Raw genomic sequence first — 16,524 nt, forward strand, 5'->3', positions numbered from 1 at the left:
GCGAGGCGTGAAACGCCGCGCCCGGGCTTCAAGAAGCAGATTTGCCAAGCAAACGGCTTACTTGGAGTACAGCTCGACGATCAGGTTTTCGTTGATGTCGGCAGTCAGGTCACCGCGTTCAGGCAGAGCCTTGAAAGTGCCTTCCATCTTCTTGGCGTCGATGTCGATCCAGGCGATGTCGCCACGGTTGGCCGCAATGGTCAACGCGTTTTGAATACGGGCCTGGTTCTTCGCCTTTTCACGGACGGTGATGACGTCACCCGGCTTCACTTTGTAGGAAGCCACGTTGACGCTACGACCGTTAACGGCGATCGCCTTGTGGCTAACGAGCTGACGCGCTTCAGAGCGAGTCGAGCCAAAGCCCATGCGGTAGACGACGTTGTCCAGTCGGGATTCGAGCAACTGCAGAAGGACTTCACCGGTCGCGCCTTTCAGGCGAGCGGCTTCCTTGTAGTAGTTGCGGAACTGCTTCTCGAGTACGCCATACATACGGCGTACTTTCTGCTTCTCGCGAAGCTGCAAGCCGTAGTCGGAAAGACGCTGACGACGCTGGCCGTGTACACCCGGGATCTGCTCGGATTTACACTTTTTCTCGAAAGGGGTAACGCCGCTCTTCAGGAAGAGGTCGGTACCTTCACGACGAGAAAGTTTGCATTTCGGTCCAATATAACGAGCCATGAATCTTTCTCCTTAAACGCGGCGTTTCTTAGGCGGACGGCAGCCATTATGGGGAATGGGCGTCGCGTCTACGATGCTTTGCACGCGGAAGCCGGCGGCGTTGAGTGCACGCACGGCGGATTCACGGCCGGGACCGGGGCCCTTGACCAGCACGTCTACGTTTTTCACACCATACTCGGCTGCAGCAGTCGCTGCACGTTCACTTGCCACTTGAGCAGCGAACGGGGTGCTCTTGCGAGAACCACGAAAACCCGAACCACCGGCAGTTGCCCAGGAAAGAGCATTGCCCTGGCGGTCTGTGATCGTCACGATCGTGTTGTTAAAAGAAGCGTGGATATGCGCAACCGCATCCACTACCTGCTTTTTAACCTTTTTACGGTTACTACGCGGGTTAGCCATGTTGATGTCTATTCCTGTCTTAACGCCGACTCTCTATGAGAGAGCCTGCGTGTTATTTGCGGATCGGCTTACGCGGGCCCTTACGGGTACGCGCATTAGTCTTGGTCCGCTGACCACGCAGCGGAAGACTACGACGATGACGCAGACCACGGTAGCAACCCAGGTCCATGAGACGCTTGATGTTAAGCGTGACATCACGACGAAGGTCGCCTTCTACGGTGTATTTGCCAACTTCAGAACGCAGGGTGTCGACTTCTTCAGCAGACAGGTCCTGGATCTTGGCATTATGGGCGATGCCGGCAGCGTCACAGATGTGAGCGGCGCGGGTACGGCCAATCCCGAAGATATAGGTCAGCGAGATCGCCGCATGCTTGTTGTCCGGGATATTGACGCCTGCAATACGGGCCATCAGCTTACTCCGAAATTTGAGCGGCTTGCTCGTTTGTTCATCTTTAAAAGGCGCAACAGCATACCCCTTTCATTGCCCGAAGGCAAGGGGTATGCCGGCGCCCGCTTTAATACAGCGCGGGGTTTTAGCCCTGACGCTGCTTATGCCGCGGTTCGGTGCAAATAACGCGCACGGCGCCATTGCGACGAATGATTTTGCAGTTACGGCACATCTTCTTTACGGAAGCTCGAACTTTCATCGTTCTTTCTCCAAAAACGGCTCGCGGCACGCCCGGCGCCTGACCAACACACGTATCGGCCAGAGCACTGGGAGGGAGCGCTTAACGCGCTATACCGCCGCTACCGTAGCCTTTCAGGTTGGACTTCTTCATCACCGAGTCATATTGATGCGACATGAGATGCGACTGCACCTGGGCCATGAAGTCCATGATGACCACTACCACGATCAATAGAGACGTGCCGCCAAAGAAGAACGGGACGTTCCATGCAACGATCAGGAACTGGGGCATCAGGGAAACTGCAGTGATATACAGGGCACCGAACAACGTGAGACGTGTCATCACCTTGTCGATATAGCGAGCGGTCTGCTCGCCGGGGCGAATACCCGGCAAAAACGCGCCTGACTTTTTCAAATTGTCAGCCACATCCTTGGGGTTGAAGACCAGCGCTGTGTAAAAGAAGCAGAAGAATACCACTGCCGCCGCAAAAAGCAAGATGTAGAGCGGCTGGCCGGGGCCGAGCGCCTGCGAGGCTCGCTGCAGCCACTCCATCCCTTCACCGGCACCCACCCACTGACCGATCGACGCCGGAAAGAGGAGGATACTGGAGGCGAAGATCGCCGGGATAACCCCGGCCATGTTCACCTTCAGGGGCAGATAGCTGCTTTGACCCGCATACATCTTGTTACCGACCTGACGCCGCGGATAGTTCACCTTGAGCCGGCGTTGGCCGCGCTCGATGAATACCACGAACGCCACGGTGGCGATCCCTAGCACTGACAGCGCTAACAGCGGAAGAACATTCCAGGCCCCTTCGTTGCGGGCAAGCTCGAAAGCCTGGCCCACGGCGCTGGGTAGCCCGGCGACGATCCCGGCGAAGATCAGCAGCGAAATACCGTTGCCGATCCCCTTCTCGGTGATCTGCTCACCTAGCCACATCATAAACACCGCACCGGAGACGAAGGTCACCACGGCGGTGAAGTAGAAGCTAAAGTCAGCGCTGTAAGCGATGCCTTGGCTAGCCAGGCCCACGGACATGCCGGTGGCCTGGATAAACGCCAGTATCACCGTGCCGTAGCGGGTGTACTGACTGATCTTTCGGCGGCCGGACTCGCCCTCTTTCTTGAGCTGCTCAAGCTGAGGCGAGACCGCGGTCATGAGCTGCATGATGATCGACGCCGAGATGTAGGGCATGATGCCCAAGGCGAGAACACTCATGCGCTCCAGCGCACCACCCGAGAACATGTTGAACATGCCCAGGATGGTGCCCTGCTGCTCCCTAAACAAGGCAGCAAGCTGGTCAGGATTGATACCGGGAACGGGGATATGGGCACCGATACGGTACACCACGATGGCGAGGAGCACGAAGCGCAAACGCGCCCACAGTTCACTCAGACCGCTGCCCGTCGCCGGCATGTTTCCTGACTTGGCCATTTAGTCCTCTACCTTGCCGCCAGCGGCTGCGATCGCGTCACGGGCACCTTTGGTGACCTTGAGACCGCGAACGGTAACCGCCTTGTTCAAATCGCCGGAAAGGATGATCTTCGCAAACTGCGTCGAGTCCTTCAGCACGTTGGCCTCTTTCAAAGTCTCGAGGGTGACTTCGTCACCCGCGACCTTGGCAAGCTCGGCCAGGCGTACTTCTTCAGAGACCAGCGACTTCGCCGACGTAAAGCCGAACTTCGGCAGACGGCGCTGCAGCGGCATCTGACCGCCTTCGAAACCGGGCTTGACGCTACCGCCACTGCGCGATTTCTGACCCTTGTGGCCACGGCCACCGGTCTTGCCCAGACCGGAACCGATACCACGACCCACGCGCTTTTCAGCGTGTTTGGAGCCCGGAGCCGGGCTTAAGGTATTAAGTTTCATGGATTACTCTCCCTCAACGCGCACAAGGTAGGTCACCTTGTGGATCATGCCGCGTACGGCCGGGGTGTCTTCCAGTTCAACCGTATGACCGATGCGACGCAGGCCCAGACCTTTCATGGTCGCCTTATGCTTGGGCAAAACGCCGATGGTGCTGCGGACCTGGGTAACCTTGATCAAAGCTGCCATGGTGTCTTACCCCGTAATCGCTTCGACAGACAGACCGCGCTTGGCGGCCACGTCGTCCGGTGATTGCATGGAGGCGAGACCATTGACGGTCGCACGCACCACGTTTACCGGGTTGGTGGAACCGTAGCACTTGGCCAGTACGTCGTGGACACCGGCAAGCTCCAGTACGGAGCGCATGGCGCCACCGGCGATGATGCCGGTACCTTCGGAAGCCGGCTGCATGTACACCTTGGAGGCGCCGTGACGGGCCTTGACCGGGTACTGCAGCGTTTGGCCTGCCAGGTTGACCTTGACCATGTTGCGACGCGCCTGGTCCATCGCTTTTTGAATCGCGACCGGCACTTCACGCGCCTTGCCACGACCAAAACCGACACGACCTTTACCATCACCAACGACGGTCAGCGCGGTGAAGCCGAAAATACGACCACCCTTGACCACCTTGGCGACGCGGTTGACCTGCACCAATTTCTCTTGCAGATCACCGCTTTGCTGTTCGTTCTTCGCCATCGTAAAAACCCTTTAGAATTCCAGGCCGCCTTCACGAGCGGCGTCGGCCAGAGCCTTGACGCGACCGTGATATTTAAAGCCAGCACGATCGAAGGCCACCTGGGTGATGCCTGCTTCTTTAGCGCGTTCGGCGATCAGAGCGCCCACCTTGGAGGCGGCGTCCGAGTTACCGGTCGCACCCTCGCGCAGAGCCTTGTCCAGCGTGGAAGCGCTGGCCAACACTTTGCCACCATCCGGCGAGATAATCTGCGCATAGATGTGACGCGGGGTACGGTTGACGCACAGGCGATACACGCCCAGCTCGCGGATCTTGGCGCGAGCGCGGCGGGCACGACGGAGACGAGATTCTTTCTTCGCGTTCATAACCCTGCCTTACTTCTTCTTGGCTTCTTTACGGCGGACCTGCTCGTCGCCATAACGAACACCCTTGCCTTTGTACGGCTCGGGCGGACGGAAGGCGCGGATTTCCGCGGCGCACTGACCGAGCTTCTGCTTGTCCGCGCTTTTCAGCACGATGGTGGTGTTTTTCGGCGTTTCCGCTGTGACACCTTCAGGCAGTTCGTAGTCGACCGGGTGCGAGAAGCCCAGTGAAAGATTGAGCGTCTGGCCTTTCGCTTGCGCGCGATAACCGACGCCAACAATTTCGAGAGTTCGTGTGAAACCCTCGGATACGCCCGTGACCAGGTTCTGAACCAGGGCGCGGGTAGTACCGGCCATTGCCCAGCTCTTGGCAGATTCGCTCGGGGCGAAGGTCAGCTGGCCGTCTTCCTGACCGACCACCACGTCCTGGTGAATCGGCATGGACAGCGTGCCCAAACCGCCTTTGGCGGTCAGCTGATCGTCGTTGATTTTAACGTCAACGCCGGCAGGCACTTTAACCGGATATTTCGCTATGCGGGACATTCCAGCCTCCTAGAATACGGTGCAGATGACTTCGCCACCGACGCCAGCCTGGCGCGCGGCACGATCGGTCATGACACCATTGGAGGTGGTGACAATCGCGATACCCAGACCATCGGCGACCTTGGGCAGATTGCTCTTACCCTTGTATTGACGCAGAGACGGCTTGGAAACCCGCTGAATGTGCTCGATGACCGGCTTACCCTCGAAGTATTTCAGGGTAACGGTGAGCTCGGGCTTGACGCCTTCAGCAACCGTGAAGTCGGCGATGTAGCCTTCTTCCTTTAGCACGCGGGCCACTTCCACTTTCAACTTGGAAGACGGCATGACTGCCGTCTCCTTGGTGGCCATCTGCGCATTACGGATACGGGTAAACATATCCGCCAGAGTATCTTGCATGCTCATTTAATGTGCGCTCCTGATGAATCTACGTGGCGTTACCAGCTGGACTTCTTGAGTCCAGGGACGTCGCCACGCATGGCGGCTTCACGCAGCTTGTTACGGCCAAGGCCGAACTTGTTGTAAAAACCGTGCGGACGGCCAGTGATGCGGCAGCGGTTAGTCCGACGCACCGGGCTCGAGTCACGCGGCAGTTGCTGCAGTTTCAGCGTCGCCTCGAAGCGGTCTTCATCGGTCGTGTTCACGTCCGAGATGATCTTCTTGAGCTCAGCGCGTTTGGCCGCGTACTTCTCGACCAGCTCTGCACGCTTTTGTTCACGCTCTACCATGCTTTTCTTAGCCATGATCCCACCCTTATTTCTTGAACGGGAAGTTCAGCGCGCTCAAGAGCGCACGGCCTTCCTCGTCGGTGTTGGCGGTAGTGGTGATGGTGACGTCCAACCCGCGGATACGATCGATCTTATCATACTCGATCTCCGGGAAGATGATCTGCTCACGCACACCCATGGAGTAGTTGCCACGACCGTCGAAGGACTTCGGGTTGAGACCACGGAAGTCACGCACGCGAGGAATCGCGATGTTCACCAGACGGTCCAAAAAGTCCCACATGCGCTCTGCGCGCAGCGTTACCTTGATACCGATTGGCCAGCCTTCGCGCACCTTGAAGCCCGCGATGGACTTACGTGCCTTGGTCACCAGCGGCTTTTGACCAGAGAGCTTCTCCAGATCGCCGACGGCATTGTCGATCAGCTTTTTATCGCTGACCGCCTCGCCGATACCCATGTTCAGAGTCACTTTCGTGATCCGGGGTACCTGCATTACGTTGGCGTAGCTAAACTGCTCTTTGAGTTGAGCCACCACCTCGTTTTGATAACGTTCTTTCAAGTTCGCCATTGTGCTACCCGACTCGCGTTAGGCGTCGATCTGCGTCTGCGTCGACTTGTAGATACGTACCTTGGTACCGTCTTCCTTCACCTGGAAGCCGACGCGATCCGCCTTACCGGTCTCCGAATTGAAGATGGCTACGTTGGACGCGTGAATCGGAGCCTCACGCTCGACGATACCGCCCTGATTTCCCGCCATGGGATTGGCTTTGGTGTGACGCTTGATCATATTCACACCGGACACCACGAAGCGGTTTTCCATTACCCGCTTAACAGTGCCACGCTTGCCTTTATCCTTCCCGGCGATGACGATGACTTCATCGTCACGTTTGATCTTTTGCATATTCGCCTCGCTCCTTACAGCACTTCAGGCGCTAAGGAAATGATCTTCATGAACCGCTCGTTACGCAGCTCACGAGTGACCGGACCGAAAATACGGGTGCCGATCGGCTGTTCGTTGGTGTTGTTCAACAAAACCGCCGCATTTCCATCGAAACGAATAAGCGACCCGTCGTTACGACGGACACCGCTACGGGTGCGAACGACCACCGCTTTCAGGACCTGGCCTTTTTTGACCTTGCCCCGCGGAATGGCTTCTTTCACCGTTACCTTGATGACATCACCTACGCGAGCGTAGCGACGGTGTGAACCGCCCAGCACCTTGATGCACTGCACCCGGCGCGCTCCGCTGTTGTCGGCGACATCCAGCATTGTCTGAGTCTGAATCATCGGTTTTCTCCAAACCTAATCTGACTGCACTGGTTGGAAGACCCAGGGTTTAACCCTTGGCCTGCTCGACCACCTCGACCAGCGTCCAGGCTTTCTTCTTGGAAAGCGGACGGCACTCCTGAATGGAAACCGTGTCGCCTGCCTTCGCCTGGTTCGCCTCATCATGGGCGTGCAGCTTGGTGGAGCGCTTAACGTATTTTCCGTAGATCGGGTGACGCTCACGACGCTCGATCATGACGACGATGGATTTCTCCATCTTGTCGCTCACCACCTTACCGGTAAGCGTACGTGCTTTTTTCTCTTCGGCCATCTCAATCACCTGCCTTCTCGTTGAGCAAAGTCTTCACGCGGGCGATATCCCGACGGACCTGCTTGAGCAGATGAGTCTGGCTCAGTTGGCCGGAGGCCTTCTGCATGCGCAGGTTAAACTGCTCGCGGAGGAGCTCGAGGAGCTGCTCTTGGAGCTCTCCTGCGGACTTTTCACGAATTTCTTGGGCTTTCATCACATCACCGTCCGTTTTGCAAAGGTGGTGGACAAGGGCATCTTCTGGGCGGCCAGGTCAAATGCTTCACGGGCCAGCTCTTCGGATACGCCTTCAATTTCATACAGGACCCGACCCGGCTGGATCTGGGCTACCCAGTACTCAACGGAACCCTTACCTTTACCCATACGAACTTCGAGTGGCTTCTTGGAGATCGGCTTGTCCGGGAATACGCGGATCCAGATCTTACCGCCACGCTTGACGTGACGTGTGATCGCACGACGGCCGGCTTCGATCTGACGGGCCGTGATGCGGCCGCGACCGGTAGCTTTCAGGCCGTACTCCCCGAAGCTGATCTTGCTTCCGCGATGCGCCAGACCACGGTTGCGGCCTTTCTGCATCTTACGGAATTTCATACGCTTGGGCTGTAACATCGACTCGCTCTCCCCTTACCTGGAACCTTTCTTCTTGGGCGCGTTGCCGGCAGGCTGTTGTTGCTTCGCCTTGGCACGTACTTCCTCGATACCGCCGAGGATTTCGCCCTTGAAGATCCACACTTTGACGCCGATGACGCCGTAGGTGGTGTGAGCTTCGAAGGTGGCGTAGTCAATGTCCGCACGCAGGGTGTGCAGCGGAACGCGACCTTCACGGTACCATTCGGTACGGGCGATTTCGGCGCCACCCAGACGACCGGACAGCTGGATCTTGATGCCACCAGCGCCCAAACGCATTGCGTTTTGTACCGCGCGCTTCATCGCACGACGGAACATCACGCGACGCTCCAGCTGACCCGCAACGTTGGCGGCAACCAGCTTGGCGTCGAGTTCCGGTTTGCGAACTTCTTCGATGTTCACGTGAACCGGAACGCCCATCATCTCGGTGAGGTCGCGACGCAGACGGTCGACATCTTCACCTTTTTTACCAATCACGATACCCGGACGGGCAGTATGAATGGTGATGCGGGCATTGTTCGCAGGGCGCTCGATGTGAATATGGCTCACGGAGGCATTTTTCAGACGCTCTTCCAGGAAGCTGCGCACTGCGAGATCGTTGTTGAGCTTGTCGGCGTAAGCGCCGCGCTCGGCATACCAGACAGAAGCATGGTCTTTGACAATGCCCAGTCGAATGCCTATTGGATTGACTTTCTGACCCATCTGGTCGACTCCTACTTCTCGGCTACCTTGACGGTGATGTGGCAGGTGCGCTTCAAGATACGATCTGCGCGGCCCTTGGCGCGCGGCTTGATACGCTTGAGCGTCATGCCCTCATCGACGCAGATGGTCGAGACACGCAGCTCGTCGATGTCCATGCCGTTATTTTCTTCCGCATTCGCGATGGCGGACTGAAGCGTTTTCTTGACCAGTTTGGCAGCCTTCTTCGGTGAGAAGGTCAGCAGGTCAATAGCTTCGGCGACCGGTTTACCGCGCACCTGGTCAGCCACCAAACGGGCCTTCTGGGCGGATAAACGAGCGCCACGCAGCTTAGCTGTGACTTCCATCTCTCAATCCTCTCTGGCTTACCGTTTGGCTTTCTTGTCCGCCACATGCCCGCGATACGTGCGAGTGGCAGCGAATTCGCCCAGTTTATGACCCACCATTTCCTCGGAGACGTGCACCGGGACATGCTGGCGTCCGTTATGGACTGCGATGGTCAGACCTACCATGTTGGGCAGGATCATCGAACGACGCGACCAGGTCTTGATCGGTTTGCGGTCGTTCTTTTCCACTGCAGCCTCTACCTTCTTCAAAAGATGAAGGTCAATGAAGGGACCTTTCTTTAGTGAACGTGGCACAGCCGTTACCTCTTAATGTCTTGGCAATTTCGATTAACGCGTCTTGTTACGGCGACGGATAATCAGCTTGTCGGTGCGCTTGTTCTTACGCGTCTTGTGACCCTTGGTCGGCATACCCCACGGGGATACCGGGTGACGGCCACCGCTGGTGCGGCCTTCACCACCACCGTGCGGGTGATCGACAGGGTTCATCGCGACACCGCGAACAGTCGGGCGCACGCCTCTCCAGCGCTTCGCACCGGCCTTGCCAAGTTGACGCAGGCTGTGCTCGGAGTTGCTCACTTCGCCCAGGGTCGCGCGGCACTCGGCCAGGATCTTGCGCATTTCGCCAGAGCGAAGACGCAAGGTGGCGTAGTTGCCTTCACGCGCAACCAGCTGTGCGCTAGTACCGGCACTGCGAGCAATCTGCGCGCCTTTACCCGGCTTCAGCTCGATCGCATGAACGGTCGAACCCAGCGGAATGTTGCGCAGCGGCAAGGCATTGCCTTTCTTGATGGCGGCGTTGACACCGGATTCCAGCACGTCACCCGCGCTGACACCTTTCGGTGCGATGATGTAACGACGTTCGCCATCGGCGTACTTCAACAGCGCAATGTGGGCACTGCGGTTCGGATCGTGCTCGAGGCGCTCAACGGTAGCCGGAATGCCATCCTTGGTGCGCTTGAAGTCGATCAGACGGTAGTGCTGACGGTGACCACCGCCCACGTGGCGGGTGGTGATGCGACCGTAGTTGTTACGGCCACCGGACTTGGACTGTTTTTCCAAAAGCGGCGCGTAAGCGCGGCCCTTGTACAGTTCCTCACCAACGATCTTGACGACGTGGCGACGACCGGCGGATGTGGGTTTGGTCTTGACGATTGCCATTATCCGTACTCCTGCCCTTATTCGGCGCCAGAGAAGTCTTCGAGCGTTTCACCCGCAGCCAGGGTCACATACGCTTTGCGGTAACCCTTACGCAGGCCAACGCCATGAGCAGTACGCTTGGTCTTGCCCTTGACGTTCAGAGTCTGAACGCTGCCGACCTTCTTGCCGAACAGTGCTTCGACGGCTTTCTTGATCTCGGGCTTGGTAGCGTCACTCGCTACCTTGAAGACGTACTGGTTGCGCTCGGCGGCCATCGCGGCCTTTTCGGTCACGTGCGGTCCAAGCAGAACCTTGAATACGCGTTCCTGGTTCATGCCAGCTTCTCCTCGAATTTACGCAGGGCGGAGACGGTGATCAGGACCTTGTCATAGGCTACCAGGCTCACCGGATCGGCTGCCGCGACGTCTACCACGTTGACGTGGGGAAGGTTGCGAGCGGCCAGATAGAGCGTTTCGTCGATCTCTTCGGTGACGATCAACACTTTCTCAAGGTTGAGCTCTTTCAGCTTGGCAGCGACCTGCTTGGTCTTGGGCGCGTCCACGGTGAACTCTTCAACCGCCACCAGACGTTCCTGGCGAACGAGCTCGGACAGAATGGAGCGCATCGCCGCACGGTACATCTTGCGGTTAACCTTCTGGGAGTGATCCTGCGGGCGAGCCGCGAAGGTTACGCCGCCGCTGCGCCATAGCGGCGAGCGGATGGTGCCGGCACGTGCGCGACCGGTACCCTTCTGACGCCACGGCTTCTTACCACCACCACGAACTTCAGAACGGTTCTTTTGAGCGCGAGTACCCTGACGTGCACCGGCCAAATAGGCAGTGACGACTTGGTGAACGAGCGCTTCGTTGAATTCTTTGCCAAAAGTGGCGTCGGCTACTTCAACGGTACCCGTGCCTGCAGCAAGATTCAGATTCATTGGTAATTATCCCCTTCAGCCAGCTTTCACGGCGCTGCGAACGATGACGTCGCTACCGGTTGCACCCGGAACAGCACCCTTGATTAGCAGCAGGTTACGCTCGGCATCGACACGGACGATTTCAAGGCTTTGCACGGTGCAGCGGACGTTGCCCATCTGACCGGCCATTTTCTTGCCTTTGAATACGCGACCCGGGGTCTGACACATGCCGATAGAACCCGGCGCGCGGTGCGACAGGGAGTTACCATGGCTGTTGTCCTGGGTACGGAAATTCCAGCGCTTAACAGCACCCTGGAAGCCTTTACCCTTGGAGGTGCCGGTCACGTCGATCATTTGACCAGCTTCGAAGAGGGATACGGTGAGTTCGCCACCCACTTCCGGAGCTTCTTCGCCTTCTGCAAGACGGAATTCCATCAGTGAACGACCAGCCTCAACCCCCGCCTTGGCAAACTGTCCAGCTTGCGCTTTGGTGAGGTGTTTGGCTTTGCGAGAGCCTGTGGTGACCTGTACCGCTGCGTAGCCGTCGGACTCGACGGTTTTAACGCGCGTGACACGGTTAGGATCCACTTCAATAACGGTTACGGGCACGGATGAGCCGTCTTCGGTAAAGACACGGGTCATCCCGGCCTTTTTACCGACTAAACCGATAGTCATACTCAGTCTCCTATAGTGTACGGGGCTATCACCCGCTATGGCTGCCCTTTCCAGAGCATTCCACTAGCACATTGTATGGCGTCTCACGACGCGGCGGCTGCTGATCAAAAAAACGTTAATGAACGCTGGGCCGCAAGTGTCTAGTGTGATTAGTCGAGCTTGATTTGCACGTCAACGCCGGCGGCGAGGTCGAGCTTCATCAGCGCATCAACGGTTTTCTCGGTCGGCTCGACGATGTCGAGCACACGCTTGTGCGTACGGATCTCATACTGATCGCGCGCGTCCTTATTGACGTGCGGAGAAATCAGGATGGTGTAGCGCTCGCGGTTGGTCGGCAGCGGGATCGGTCCACGAACCTGAGCACCAGTACGCTTAGCGGTTTCAACGATTTCCGCTGTGGACTGATCGATCAGGCGATGGTCGAACGCTTTCAACCGAATGCGAATCTTTTGGTTCTGCATTTGCCCTAAACTCCAATGGATGTCGACGGCGCGAGCCGTCTACCCACGCATTCAAAGGATGCGCATTATATGCACGTCAAAAGCACGTGTCAAACATTTGCTCATGATGCGCAGAAAAGGGGGCTCCTTGGAGCCCCCTTCGTCATTCAGTGACTAACTTACTGAACGATTTTGGCTACGACGCCGGCACCAACGGTACGGCCGCCTTCGCGAATCGCGAAACGCAGGCCGTCTTCCATGGCGATCGGCGCGATCAGGGTAACAACCATTTGAATGTTGTCGCCCGGCATAACCATTTCAACGCCTTCCGGCAGTTCACAAGTACCGGTTACGTCGGTGGTACGGAAGTAGAACTGCGGACGGTAGCCCTTGAAGAACGGCGTGTGACGACCACCCTCTTCCTTGGACAGAACGTAGACTTCGGCTTCGAAGACGGTGTGCGGCTTGATGGTGCCCGGCTTGGCCAGTACCTGACCACGCTCGACGTCATCACGCTTGGTACCACGCAGAAGAGCACCAACGTTCTCACCGGCACGACCTTCGTCGAGCAGCTTACGGAACATTTCGACACCGGTAACGGTGGTCTTGGTGGTGTCCTTCATGCCGACGATTTCAACTTCTTCGCCCGCTTTAACGATACCGCGCTCTACACGACCGGTAACAACAGTACCACGGCCAGAGATAGAGAATACGTCTTCGATCGGCATCAGGAACGGCTGGTCGATCGCACGCTCCGGCTCCGGGATGTAGTCATCTAGCGCCTTGATCAGGTTGGCAACGGCGGTCGTACCCATGCCGTTGTCGTCCTTGCCTTCCAGCGCCATCAGAGCAGAGCCCGTGATGATCGGGGTGTCGTCGCCCGGGAAGTCGTACTGAGACAGAAGTTCACGAACTTCCATTTCGACCAGCTCGAGGAGCTCTTCGTCATCGACCATGTCTGCCTTGTTCAGGAAGACAACGATGAACGGAACGCCAACCTGACGAGACAGCAGGATGTGCTCGCGAGTCTGCGGCATCGGGCCGTCAGCGGCAGAACATACCAGGATCGCGCCGTCCATCTGGGCAGCACCGGTGATCATGTTCTTGACGTAGTCAGCGTGTCCCGGGCAGTCGACGTGCGCGTAGTGACGCACTTCAGACTGATACTCAACGTGAGACGTTGCGATGGTGATACCGCGCTCGCGCTCTTCCGGAGCGTTATCGATGGTATCGAATTCACGCCAGTCGCCACCGAATACTTCGGCAGACACGCGAGTCAGGGCCGCAGTCAGAGTCGTTTTACCGTGGTCGACGTGACCGATGGTGCCGACGTTGATATGCGGTTTGGAACGTTCGAATTTTTCCTTAGCCACTGCTATAACCTCTTTACGTTAGCTAACGGTTAACCGTTTTGGTTGATGACGGCTTCAACGACGCTGGAGGGCGCCTCATCGTACTTCGCGAACTCCATGGAGTAGCTCGCACGGCCCTGGGTCTGAGAGCGTAGATCGGTTGCATAACCGAACATCTCACCCAGCGGCACCGTTGCACGGATGACCTTACCTGCAGAGGAGTCATCCATGCCCTGCACCAAGCCGCGACGACGGTTCAGGTCGCCCATGACGTCACCCATAAAGTCTTCGGGAGTCACGACCTCGACCTTCATCACCGGCTCCAGCAGCACGGCCTTGGCCTTCCTGGCACCTTCTTTCACGGCCATGGAAGAAGCAATCTTGAACGCGGTCTCGTTCGAGTCCACGTCGTGGTAGGAACCGTCAAACAGCGTCACTTTAACGTCGATCATCGGGTAGCCCGCGATGACACCGTTTTTCAGCTGCTCGTAAGCACCCTTTTCTACCGCCGGCACGTATTCCTTCGGAACCACGCCGCCCACGATTTCAGAAGCGAACTTGAAGAAGATTTCGTCTTCGCCTTCACCCTTCTCTTCAGCGGTCAGCGGCTCGATACGCAGGTAAACGTGACCGAACTGACCACGACCACCGGACTGACGTACGAACTTGCCTTCCTGCTCGACGCTGCCGCGAATGGTTTCGCGGTAAGCGACCTGCGGCTTACCGATATTGGCGTCAACCTTGAACTCGCGACGCATGCGGTCAACGATGATGTCCAGGTGCAGCTCACCCATACCGGAAATGATGGTCTGGCCGGTCTCTTCGTCGGTTTTCACCTGGAAAGAGGGATCTTCCTGGGCCAGCTTGCCCAGTGCCACGCCCATTTTTTCCTGGTCGGCTTTCGACTTCGGCTCGACGGCGACCGAAATAACCGGATCCGGGAATTCCATGCGCTCAAGGATAATCTTGTTATCGATGTCGCACAGCGTGTCACCCGTGGTGACGTCCTTCAGACCGATACAGGCGGCGATATCGCCGGCCAGAATTTCCTTGATCTCTTCACGCGAGTTGGAGTGCATCTGAACGATACGACCCACACGCTCTTTCTTGCCCTTGACGGAGTTGTACACGCCGTCGCCGGACTTCAGAACGCCCGAGTAAACGCGGATGAAGGTCAGGGTACCGACGAAGGGGTCGGTCGCGATCTTGAACGCCAGCGCCGCGAAGGGCTGGTTGTCGTCGGCTTCGCGGGTCGCGATGGTGCCGTCTTTATCGTCCAGTTCACCTTCGATCGCTTTAACTTCGGTCGGCGACGGCATGTATTCGATAACGCCGTCGAGAACCGCCTGCACGCCCTTGTTCTTGAACGCAGAGCCACAGGTGACCAGTACGACTTCGTTGGCGAGTGTACGCGCACGAAGGCCGGCCTTGATCTCTTCGATGGTCAAGTCGCCCTCTTCGAGGTACTTGTCCATCAGCTCTTCGGACGCTTCCGCGGCACACTCGACCATCTCTTCGCGGTACTTCTCGGCGGTCTCCATGAGATCGTCCGGAATGTCCACGAGGTCGTAGTTCATGCCCAGGCTCGCCTCGTCCCACAGAATCGCTTTCATCTGCAGCAGGTCGATAACGCCCTTGAAGTCTTCCTCGGTGCCCCAGTTGATCTGGATCGGCACGGCGTTGGCGCCCAGACGATCCTTCAGTTGCTCGACGACCATGAAGAAGTCAGCGCCGGTACGGTCCATCTTGTTGACGAACACCATACGCGGAACTTCGTACTTGTTGGCCTGACGCCATACGGTTTCGGTCTGCGGCTGAACACCGGAGGAGCCACACAGAACGACGACCGCACCATCGAGAACACGCAAGGAACGCTCGACTTCGATCGTGAAGTCAACGTGCCCGGGGGTGTCGATGATGTTGATGCGGTGCTCGTCGAACTGCTTGTTCATGCCCTGCCAGAAACAGGTGGTCGCAGCTGAGGTGATAGTGATACCACGCTCCTGCTCCTGCTCCATCCAGTCCATGGTCGCCGCACCGTCGTGCACTTCGCCCACCTTGTGGGAAAGGCCGGTGTAAAACAGTACGCGCTCGGTTGTCGTGGTTTTACCCGCGTCAACGTGAGCGACGATACCGATATTGCGATAACGCTTTAGTGGAGTCTTGCGTGCCACGGTGAAACTCCCGTTAGTTGGCGATGCTATTGGATCCTGCGACTTCTTTTATGCCACCGCCGCCATCAGGGGATAGCGGCGGTGGGTTGCGGCGCGGCTTAAGCACAACGCACGCAACGGGTTAAAAGAAACCCACTCAGCAACGCCGAGCTTAGAAACGATAGTGAGAGAAGGCCTTGTTGGCTTCAGCCATACGATGCACGTCTTCACGCTTCTTGACAGCGGAGCCCTTGCCTTCGGCGGCGTCCAGCATTTCGCCTGCAAGGCGCTGAACCATCGTTTTTTCACCGCGGCGACGCGCAGCGTCTACCAGCCAGCGCATAGCCAGCGCCTGGCGGCGAGACGGACGAACTTCAACCGGCACCTGATAGGTCGCACCGCCAACGCGGCGCGATTTAACTTCGACCATCGGCTGAATGGTTTCCAGCGCTTTGTCGAAGATTTCCAGCGGCTCTTCATTACTACGCTCGGCAACCCTGTCCAACGCACCGTATACGATGCGCTCAGCTACGGACTTTTTGCCGCTGACCATCAGGTGGTTCATGAACTTCGCCAGGCGGTCACTTCCGAACTTCGGATCCGGCAGGATTTCGCGTTTGGCTACAACTCTTCTTCTAGGCATGATAAGCCCTCAATTAAGGATCCTTCAGGTAAACCCGGGGCTTACGGTCGC

The 16,524-nt window shown here is 57.5% G+C and carries 29 protein-coding genes; all 29 read right to left on the reverse strand.

Annotated elements, in window-relative coordinates; translation table 11 throughout:
* Positions 1 to 57: 57 nt before the first annotated feature.
* The 29 genes from rpsD to rpsG all read right to left on the reverse strand — a co-directional run bounded on the left by rpsD (position 58) and on the right by rpsG (position 16,473).
* Positions 58 to 678 carry a 30S ribosomal protein S4 gene (gene rpsD / locus RN346_RS15910; protein ID WP_252105879.1) on the reverse strand — a complete coding sequence of 207 codons (621 nt, stop codon included), beginning with the start codon at positions 676 to 678 and terminating at the stop codon, positions 58 to 60.
* A 12-nt stretch (positions 679 to 690) separates the two neighbouring features.
* Complete coding sequence (rpsK, locus tag RN346_RS15915) at positions 691 to 1,077, reverse strand: 30S ribosomal protein S11 (protein ID WP_009099028.1); 387 nt, start codon at positions 1,075 to 1,077, stop codon at positions 691 to 693.
* Between the two features lie 52 nt (positions 1,078 to 1,129).
* Positions 1,130 to 1,486: a 30S ribosomal protein S13 gene (rpsM, locus tag RN346_RS15920; RefSeq protein ID WP_252105878.1), complete on the reverse strand. Its 357-nt coding sequence runs from the start codon at positions 1,484 to 1,486 to the stop codon at positions 1,130 to 1,132.
* A 124-nt stretch (positions 1,487 to 1,610) separates the two neighbouring features.
* A complete protein-coding gene (gene rpmJ, locus RN346_RS15925; RefSeq protein ID WP_031384759.1) occupies positions 1,611 to 1,724 on the reverse strand; it encodes a 50S ribosomal protein L36 in 114 nt (37 codons plus the stop codon).
* Positions 1,725 to 1,805: 81 nt separating this feature from the next.
* Positions 1,806 to 3,137, reverse strand: coding sequence for a preprotein translocase subunit SecY (gene secY, locus RN346_RS15930; RefSeq protein WP_263585843.1), 1,332 nt, complete (start codon positions 3,135 to 3,137; stop codon positions 1,806 to 1,808).
* The gene (gene rplO / locus RN346_RS15935; protein WP_263585842.1) at positions 3,138 to 3,572 is read right to left on the reverse strand and encodes a 50S ribosomal protein L15; all 435 of its coding nucleotides are present in this window, start codon (positions 3,570 to 3,572) and stop codon (positions 3,138 to 3,140) included.
* A 3-nt stretch (positions 3,573 to 3,575) separates the two neighbouring features.
* Positions 3,576 to 3,758, reverse strand: coding sequence for a 50S ribosomal protein L30 (gene rpmD / locus RN346_RS15940; RefSeq protein WP_252105875.1), 183 nt, complete (start codon positions 3,756 to 3,758; stop codon positions 3,576 to 3,578).
* A 6-nt stretch (positions 3,759 to 3,764) separates the two neighbouring features.
* A complete protein-coding gene (gene rpsE / locus RN346_RS15945; protein ID WP_252105874.1) occupies positions 3,765 to 4,265 on the reverse strand; it encodes a 30S ribosomal protein S5 in 501 nt (166 codons plus the stop codon).
* A gap of 12 nt (positions 4,266 to 4,277) precedes the next feature.
* On the reverse strand, positions 4,278 to 4,628 hold the full coding sequence (gene rplR / locus RN346_RS15950; protein WP_008959159.1) for a 50S ribosomal protein L18: 351 nt from the start codon (positions 4,626 to 4,628) through the stop codon (positions 4,278 to 4,280).
* 9 nt (positions 4,629 to 4,637) lie between these two features.
* The gene (gene rplF, locus RN346_RS15955) at positions 4,638 to 5,168 is read right to left on the reverse strand and encodes a 50S ribosomal protein L6 (RefSeq protein ID WP_252105873.1); all 531 of its coding nucleotides are present in this window, start codon (positions 5,166 to 5,168) and stop codon (positions 4,638 to 4,640) included.
* 9 nt (positions 5,169 to 5,177) lie between these two features.
* The gene (rpsH, locus tag RN346_RS15960) at positions 5,178 to 5,570 is read right to left on the reverse strand and encodes a 30S ribosomal protein S8 (RefSeq protein WP_252105872.1); all 393 of its coding nucleotides are present in this window, start codon (positions 5,568 to 5,570) and stop codon (positions 5,178 to 5,180) included.
* 32 nt (positions 5,571 to 5,602) lie between these two features.
* Entirely contained in the window at positions 5,603 to 5,908 is a 306-nt protein-coding gene (gene rpsN / locus RN346_RS15965) for a 30S ribosomal protein S14 (RefSeq protein ID WP_252105871.1), read from the reverse strand.
* A 10-nt stretch (positions 5,909 to 5,918) separates the two neighbouring features.
* Positions 5,919 to 6,458, reverse strand: coding sequence for a 50S ribosomal protein L5 (gene rplE / locus RN346_RS15970; RefSeq protein WP_263585841.1), 540 nt, complete (start codon positions 6,456 to 6,458; stop codon positions 5,919 to 5,921).
* Between the two features lie 18 nt (positions 6,459 to 6,476).
* Complete coding sequence (rplX, locus tag RN346_RS15975; RefSeq protein WP_252105869.1) at positions 6,477 to 6,791, reverse strand: 50S ribosomal protein L24; 315 nt, start codon at positions 6,789 to 6,791, stop codon at positions 6,477 to 6,479.
* 14 nt (positions 6,792 to 6,805) lie between these two features.
* Positions 6,806 to 7,177, reverse strand: a complete 372-nt coding sequence (gene rplN / locus RN346_RS15980) for a 50S ribosomal protein L14 (RefSeq protein WP_252105868.1) — start codon at positions 7,175 to 7,177, stop codon at positions 6,806 to 6,808.
* A 49-nt stretch (positions 7,178 to 7,226) separates the two neighbouring features.
* On the reverse strand, positions 7,227 to 7,487 hold the full coding sequence (gene rpsQ / locus RN346_RS15985) for a 30S ribosomal protein S17 (protein ID WP_027337515.1): 261 nt from the start codon (positions 7,485 to 7,487) through the stop codon (positions 7,227 to 7,229).
* 1 nt (position 7,488) lies between these two features.
* A complete protein-coding gene (gene rpmC, locus RN346_RS15990; protein ID WP_252105867.1) occupies positions 7,489 to 7,680 on the reverse strand; it encodes a 50S ribosomal protein L29 in 192 nt (63 codons plus the stop codon).
* Entirely contained in the window at positions 7,680 to 8,093 is a 414-nt protein-coding gene (gene rplP / locus RN346_RS15995; RefSeq protein WP_252105866.1) for a 50S ribosomal protein L16, read from the reverse strand. Before rplP ends, rpmC begins: the two co-directional genes overlap by 1 nt.
* Before the next feature lie 15 nt (positions 8,094 to 8,108).
* Positions 8,109 to 8,813 (reverse strand): 30S ribosomal protein S3, encoded by a 705-nt coding sequence (gene rpsC / locus RN346_RS16000; RefSeq protein WP_263585840.1) that lies wholly within the window; start codon positions 8,811 to 8,813, stop codon positions 8,109 to 8,111.
* 11 nt (positions 8,814 to 8,824) lie between these two features.
* Complete coding sequence (rplV, locus tag RN346_RS16005; protein WP_252105864.1) at positions 8,825 to 9,157, reverse strand: 50S ribosomal protein L22; 333 nt, start codon at positions 9,155 to 9,157, stop codon at positions 8,825 to 8,827.
* An 18-nt stretch (positions 9,158 to 9,175) separates the two neighbouring features.
* Positions 9,176 to 9,451 (reverse strand): 30S ribosomal protein S19, encoded by a 276-nt coding sequence (gene rpsS / locus RN346_RS16010; RefSeq protein WP_027337511.1) that lies wholly within the window; start codon positions 9,449 to 9,451, stop codon positions 9,176 to 9,178.
* Positions 9,452 to 9,484: 33 nt separating this feature from the next.
* Positions 9,485 to 10,315: a 50S ribosomal protein L2 gene (rplB, locus tag RN346_RS16015; protein ID WP_252105863.1), complete on the reverse strand. Its 831-nt coding sequence runs from the start codon at positions 10,313 to 10,315 to the stop codon at positions 9,485 to 9,487.
* A gap of 17 nt (positions 10,316 to 10,332) precedes the next feature.
* Positions 10,333 to 10,629, reverse strand: coding sequence for a 50S ribosomal protein L23 (gene rplW, locus RN346_RS16020; protein ID WP_252105862.1), 297 nt, complete (start codon positions 10,627 to 10,629; stop codon positions 10,333 to 10,335).
* Positions 10,626 to 11,231 carry a 50S ribosomal protein L4 gene (gene rplD / locus RN346_RS16025; RefSeq protein WP_263585839.1) on the reverse strand — a complete coding sequence of 202 codons (606 nt, stop codon included), beginning with the start codon at positions 11,229 to 11,231 and terminating at the stop codon, positions 10,626 to 10,628. Before rplD ends, rplW begins: the two co-directional genes overlap by 4 nt.
* A 15-nt stretch (positions 11,232 to 11,246) precedes the next feature.
* Positions 11,247 to 11,885, reverse strand: coding sequence for a 50S ribosomal protein L3 (gene rplC, locus RN346_RS16030; protein WP_252105860.1), 639 nt, complete (start codon positions 11,883 to 11,885; stop codon positions 11,247 to 11,249).
* Between the two features lie 149 nt (positions 11,886 to 12,034).
* A complete protein-coding gene (rpsJ, locus tag RN346_RS16035; RefSeq protein ID WP_009098983.1) occupies positions 12,035 to 12,346 on the reverse strand; it encodes a 30S ribosomal protein S10 in 312 nt (103 codons plus the stop codon).
* Between the two features lie 158 nt (positions 12,347 to 12,504).
* Positions 12,505 to 13,698, reverse strand: coding sequence for an elongation factor Tu (gene tuf / locus RN346_RS16040; RefSeq protein WP_252105859.1), 1,194 nt, complete (start codon positions 13,696 to 13,698; stop codon positions 12,505 to 12,507).
* A 29-nt stretch (positions 13,699 to 13,727) separates the two neighbouring features.
* Positions 13,728 to 15,851: an elongation factor G gene (gene fusA, locus RN346_RS16045; RefSeq protein ID WP_263585838.1), complete on the reverse strand. Its 2,124-nt coding sequence runs from the start codon at positions 15,849 to 15,851 to the stop codon at positions 13,728 to 13,730.
* 151 nt (positions 15,852 to 16,002) lie between these two features.
* Positions 16,003 to 16,473 carry a 30S ribosomal protein S7 gene (rpsG, locus tag RN346_RS16050; protein WP_252105857.1) on the reverse strand — a complete coding sequence of 157 codons (471 nt, stop codon included), beginning with the start codon at positions 16,471 to 16,473 and terminating at the stop codon, positions 16,003 to 16,005.
* Between the last annotated feature and the right edge of the window lie 51 nt (positions 16,474 to 16,524).

It is taken from the genome of Halomonas sp. PAMB 3232 (genome assembly GCF_031954225.1).
In the GTDB taxonomy this organism is placed as follows: Bacteria; Pseudomonadota; Gammaproteobacteria; order Pseudomonadales; family Halomonadaceae; genus Vreelandella.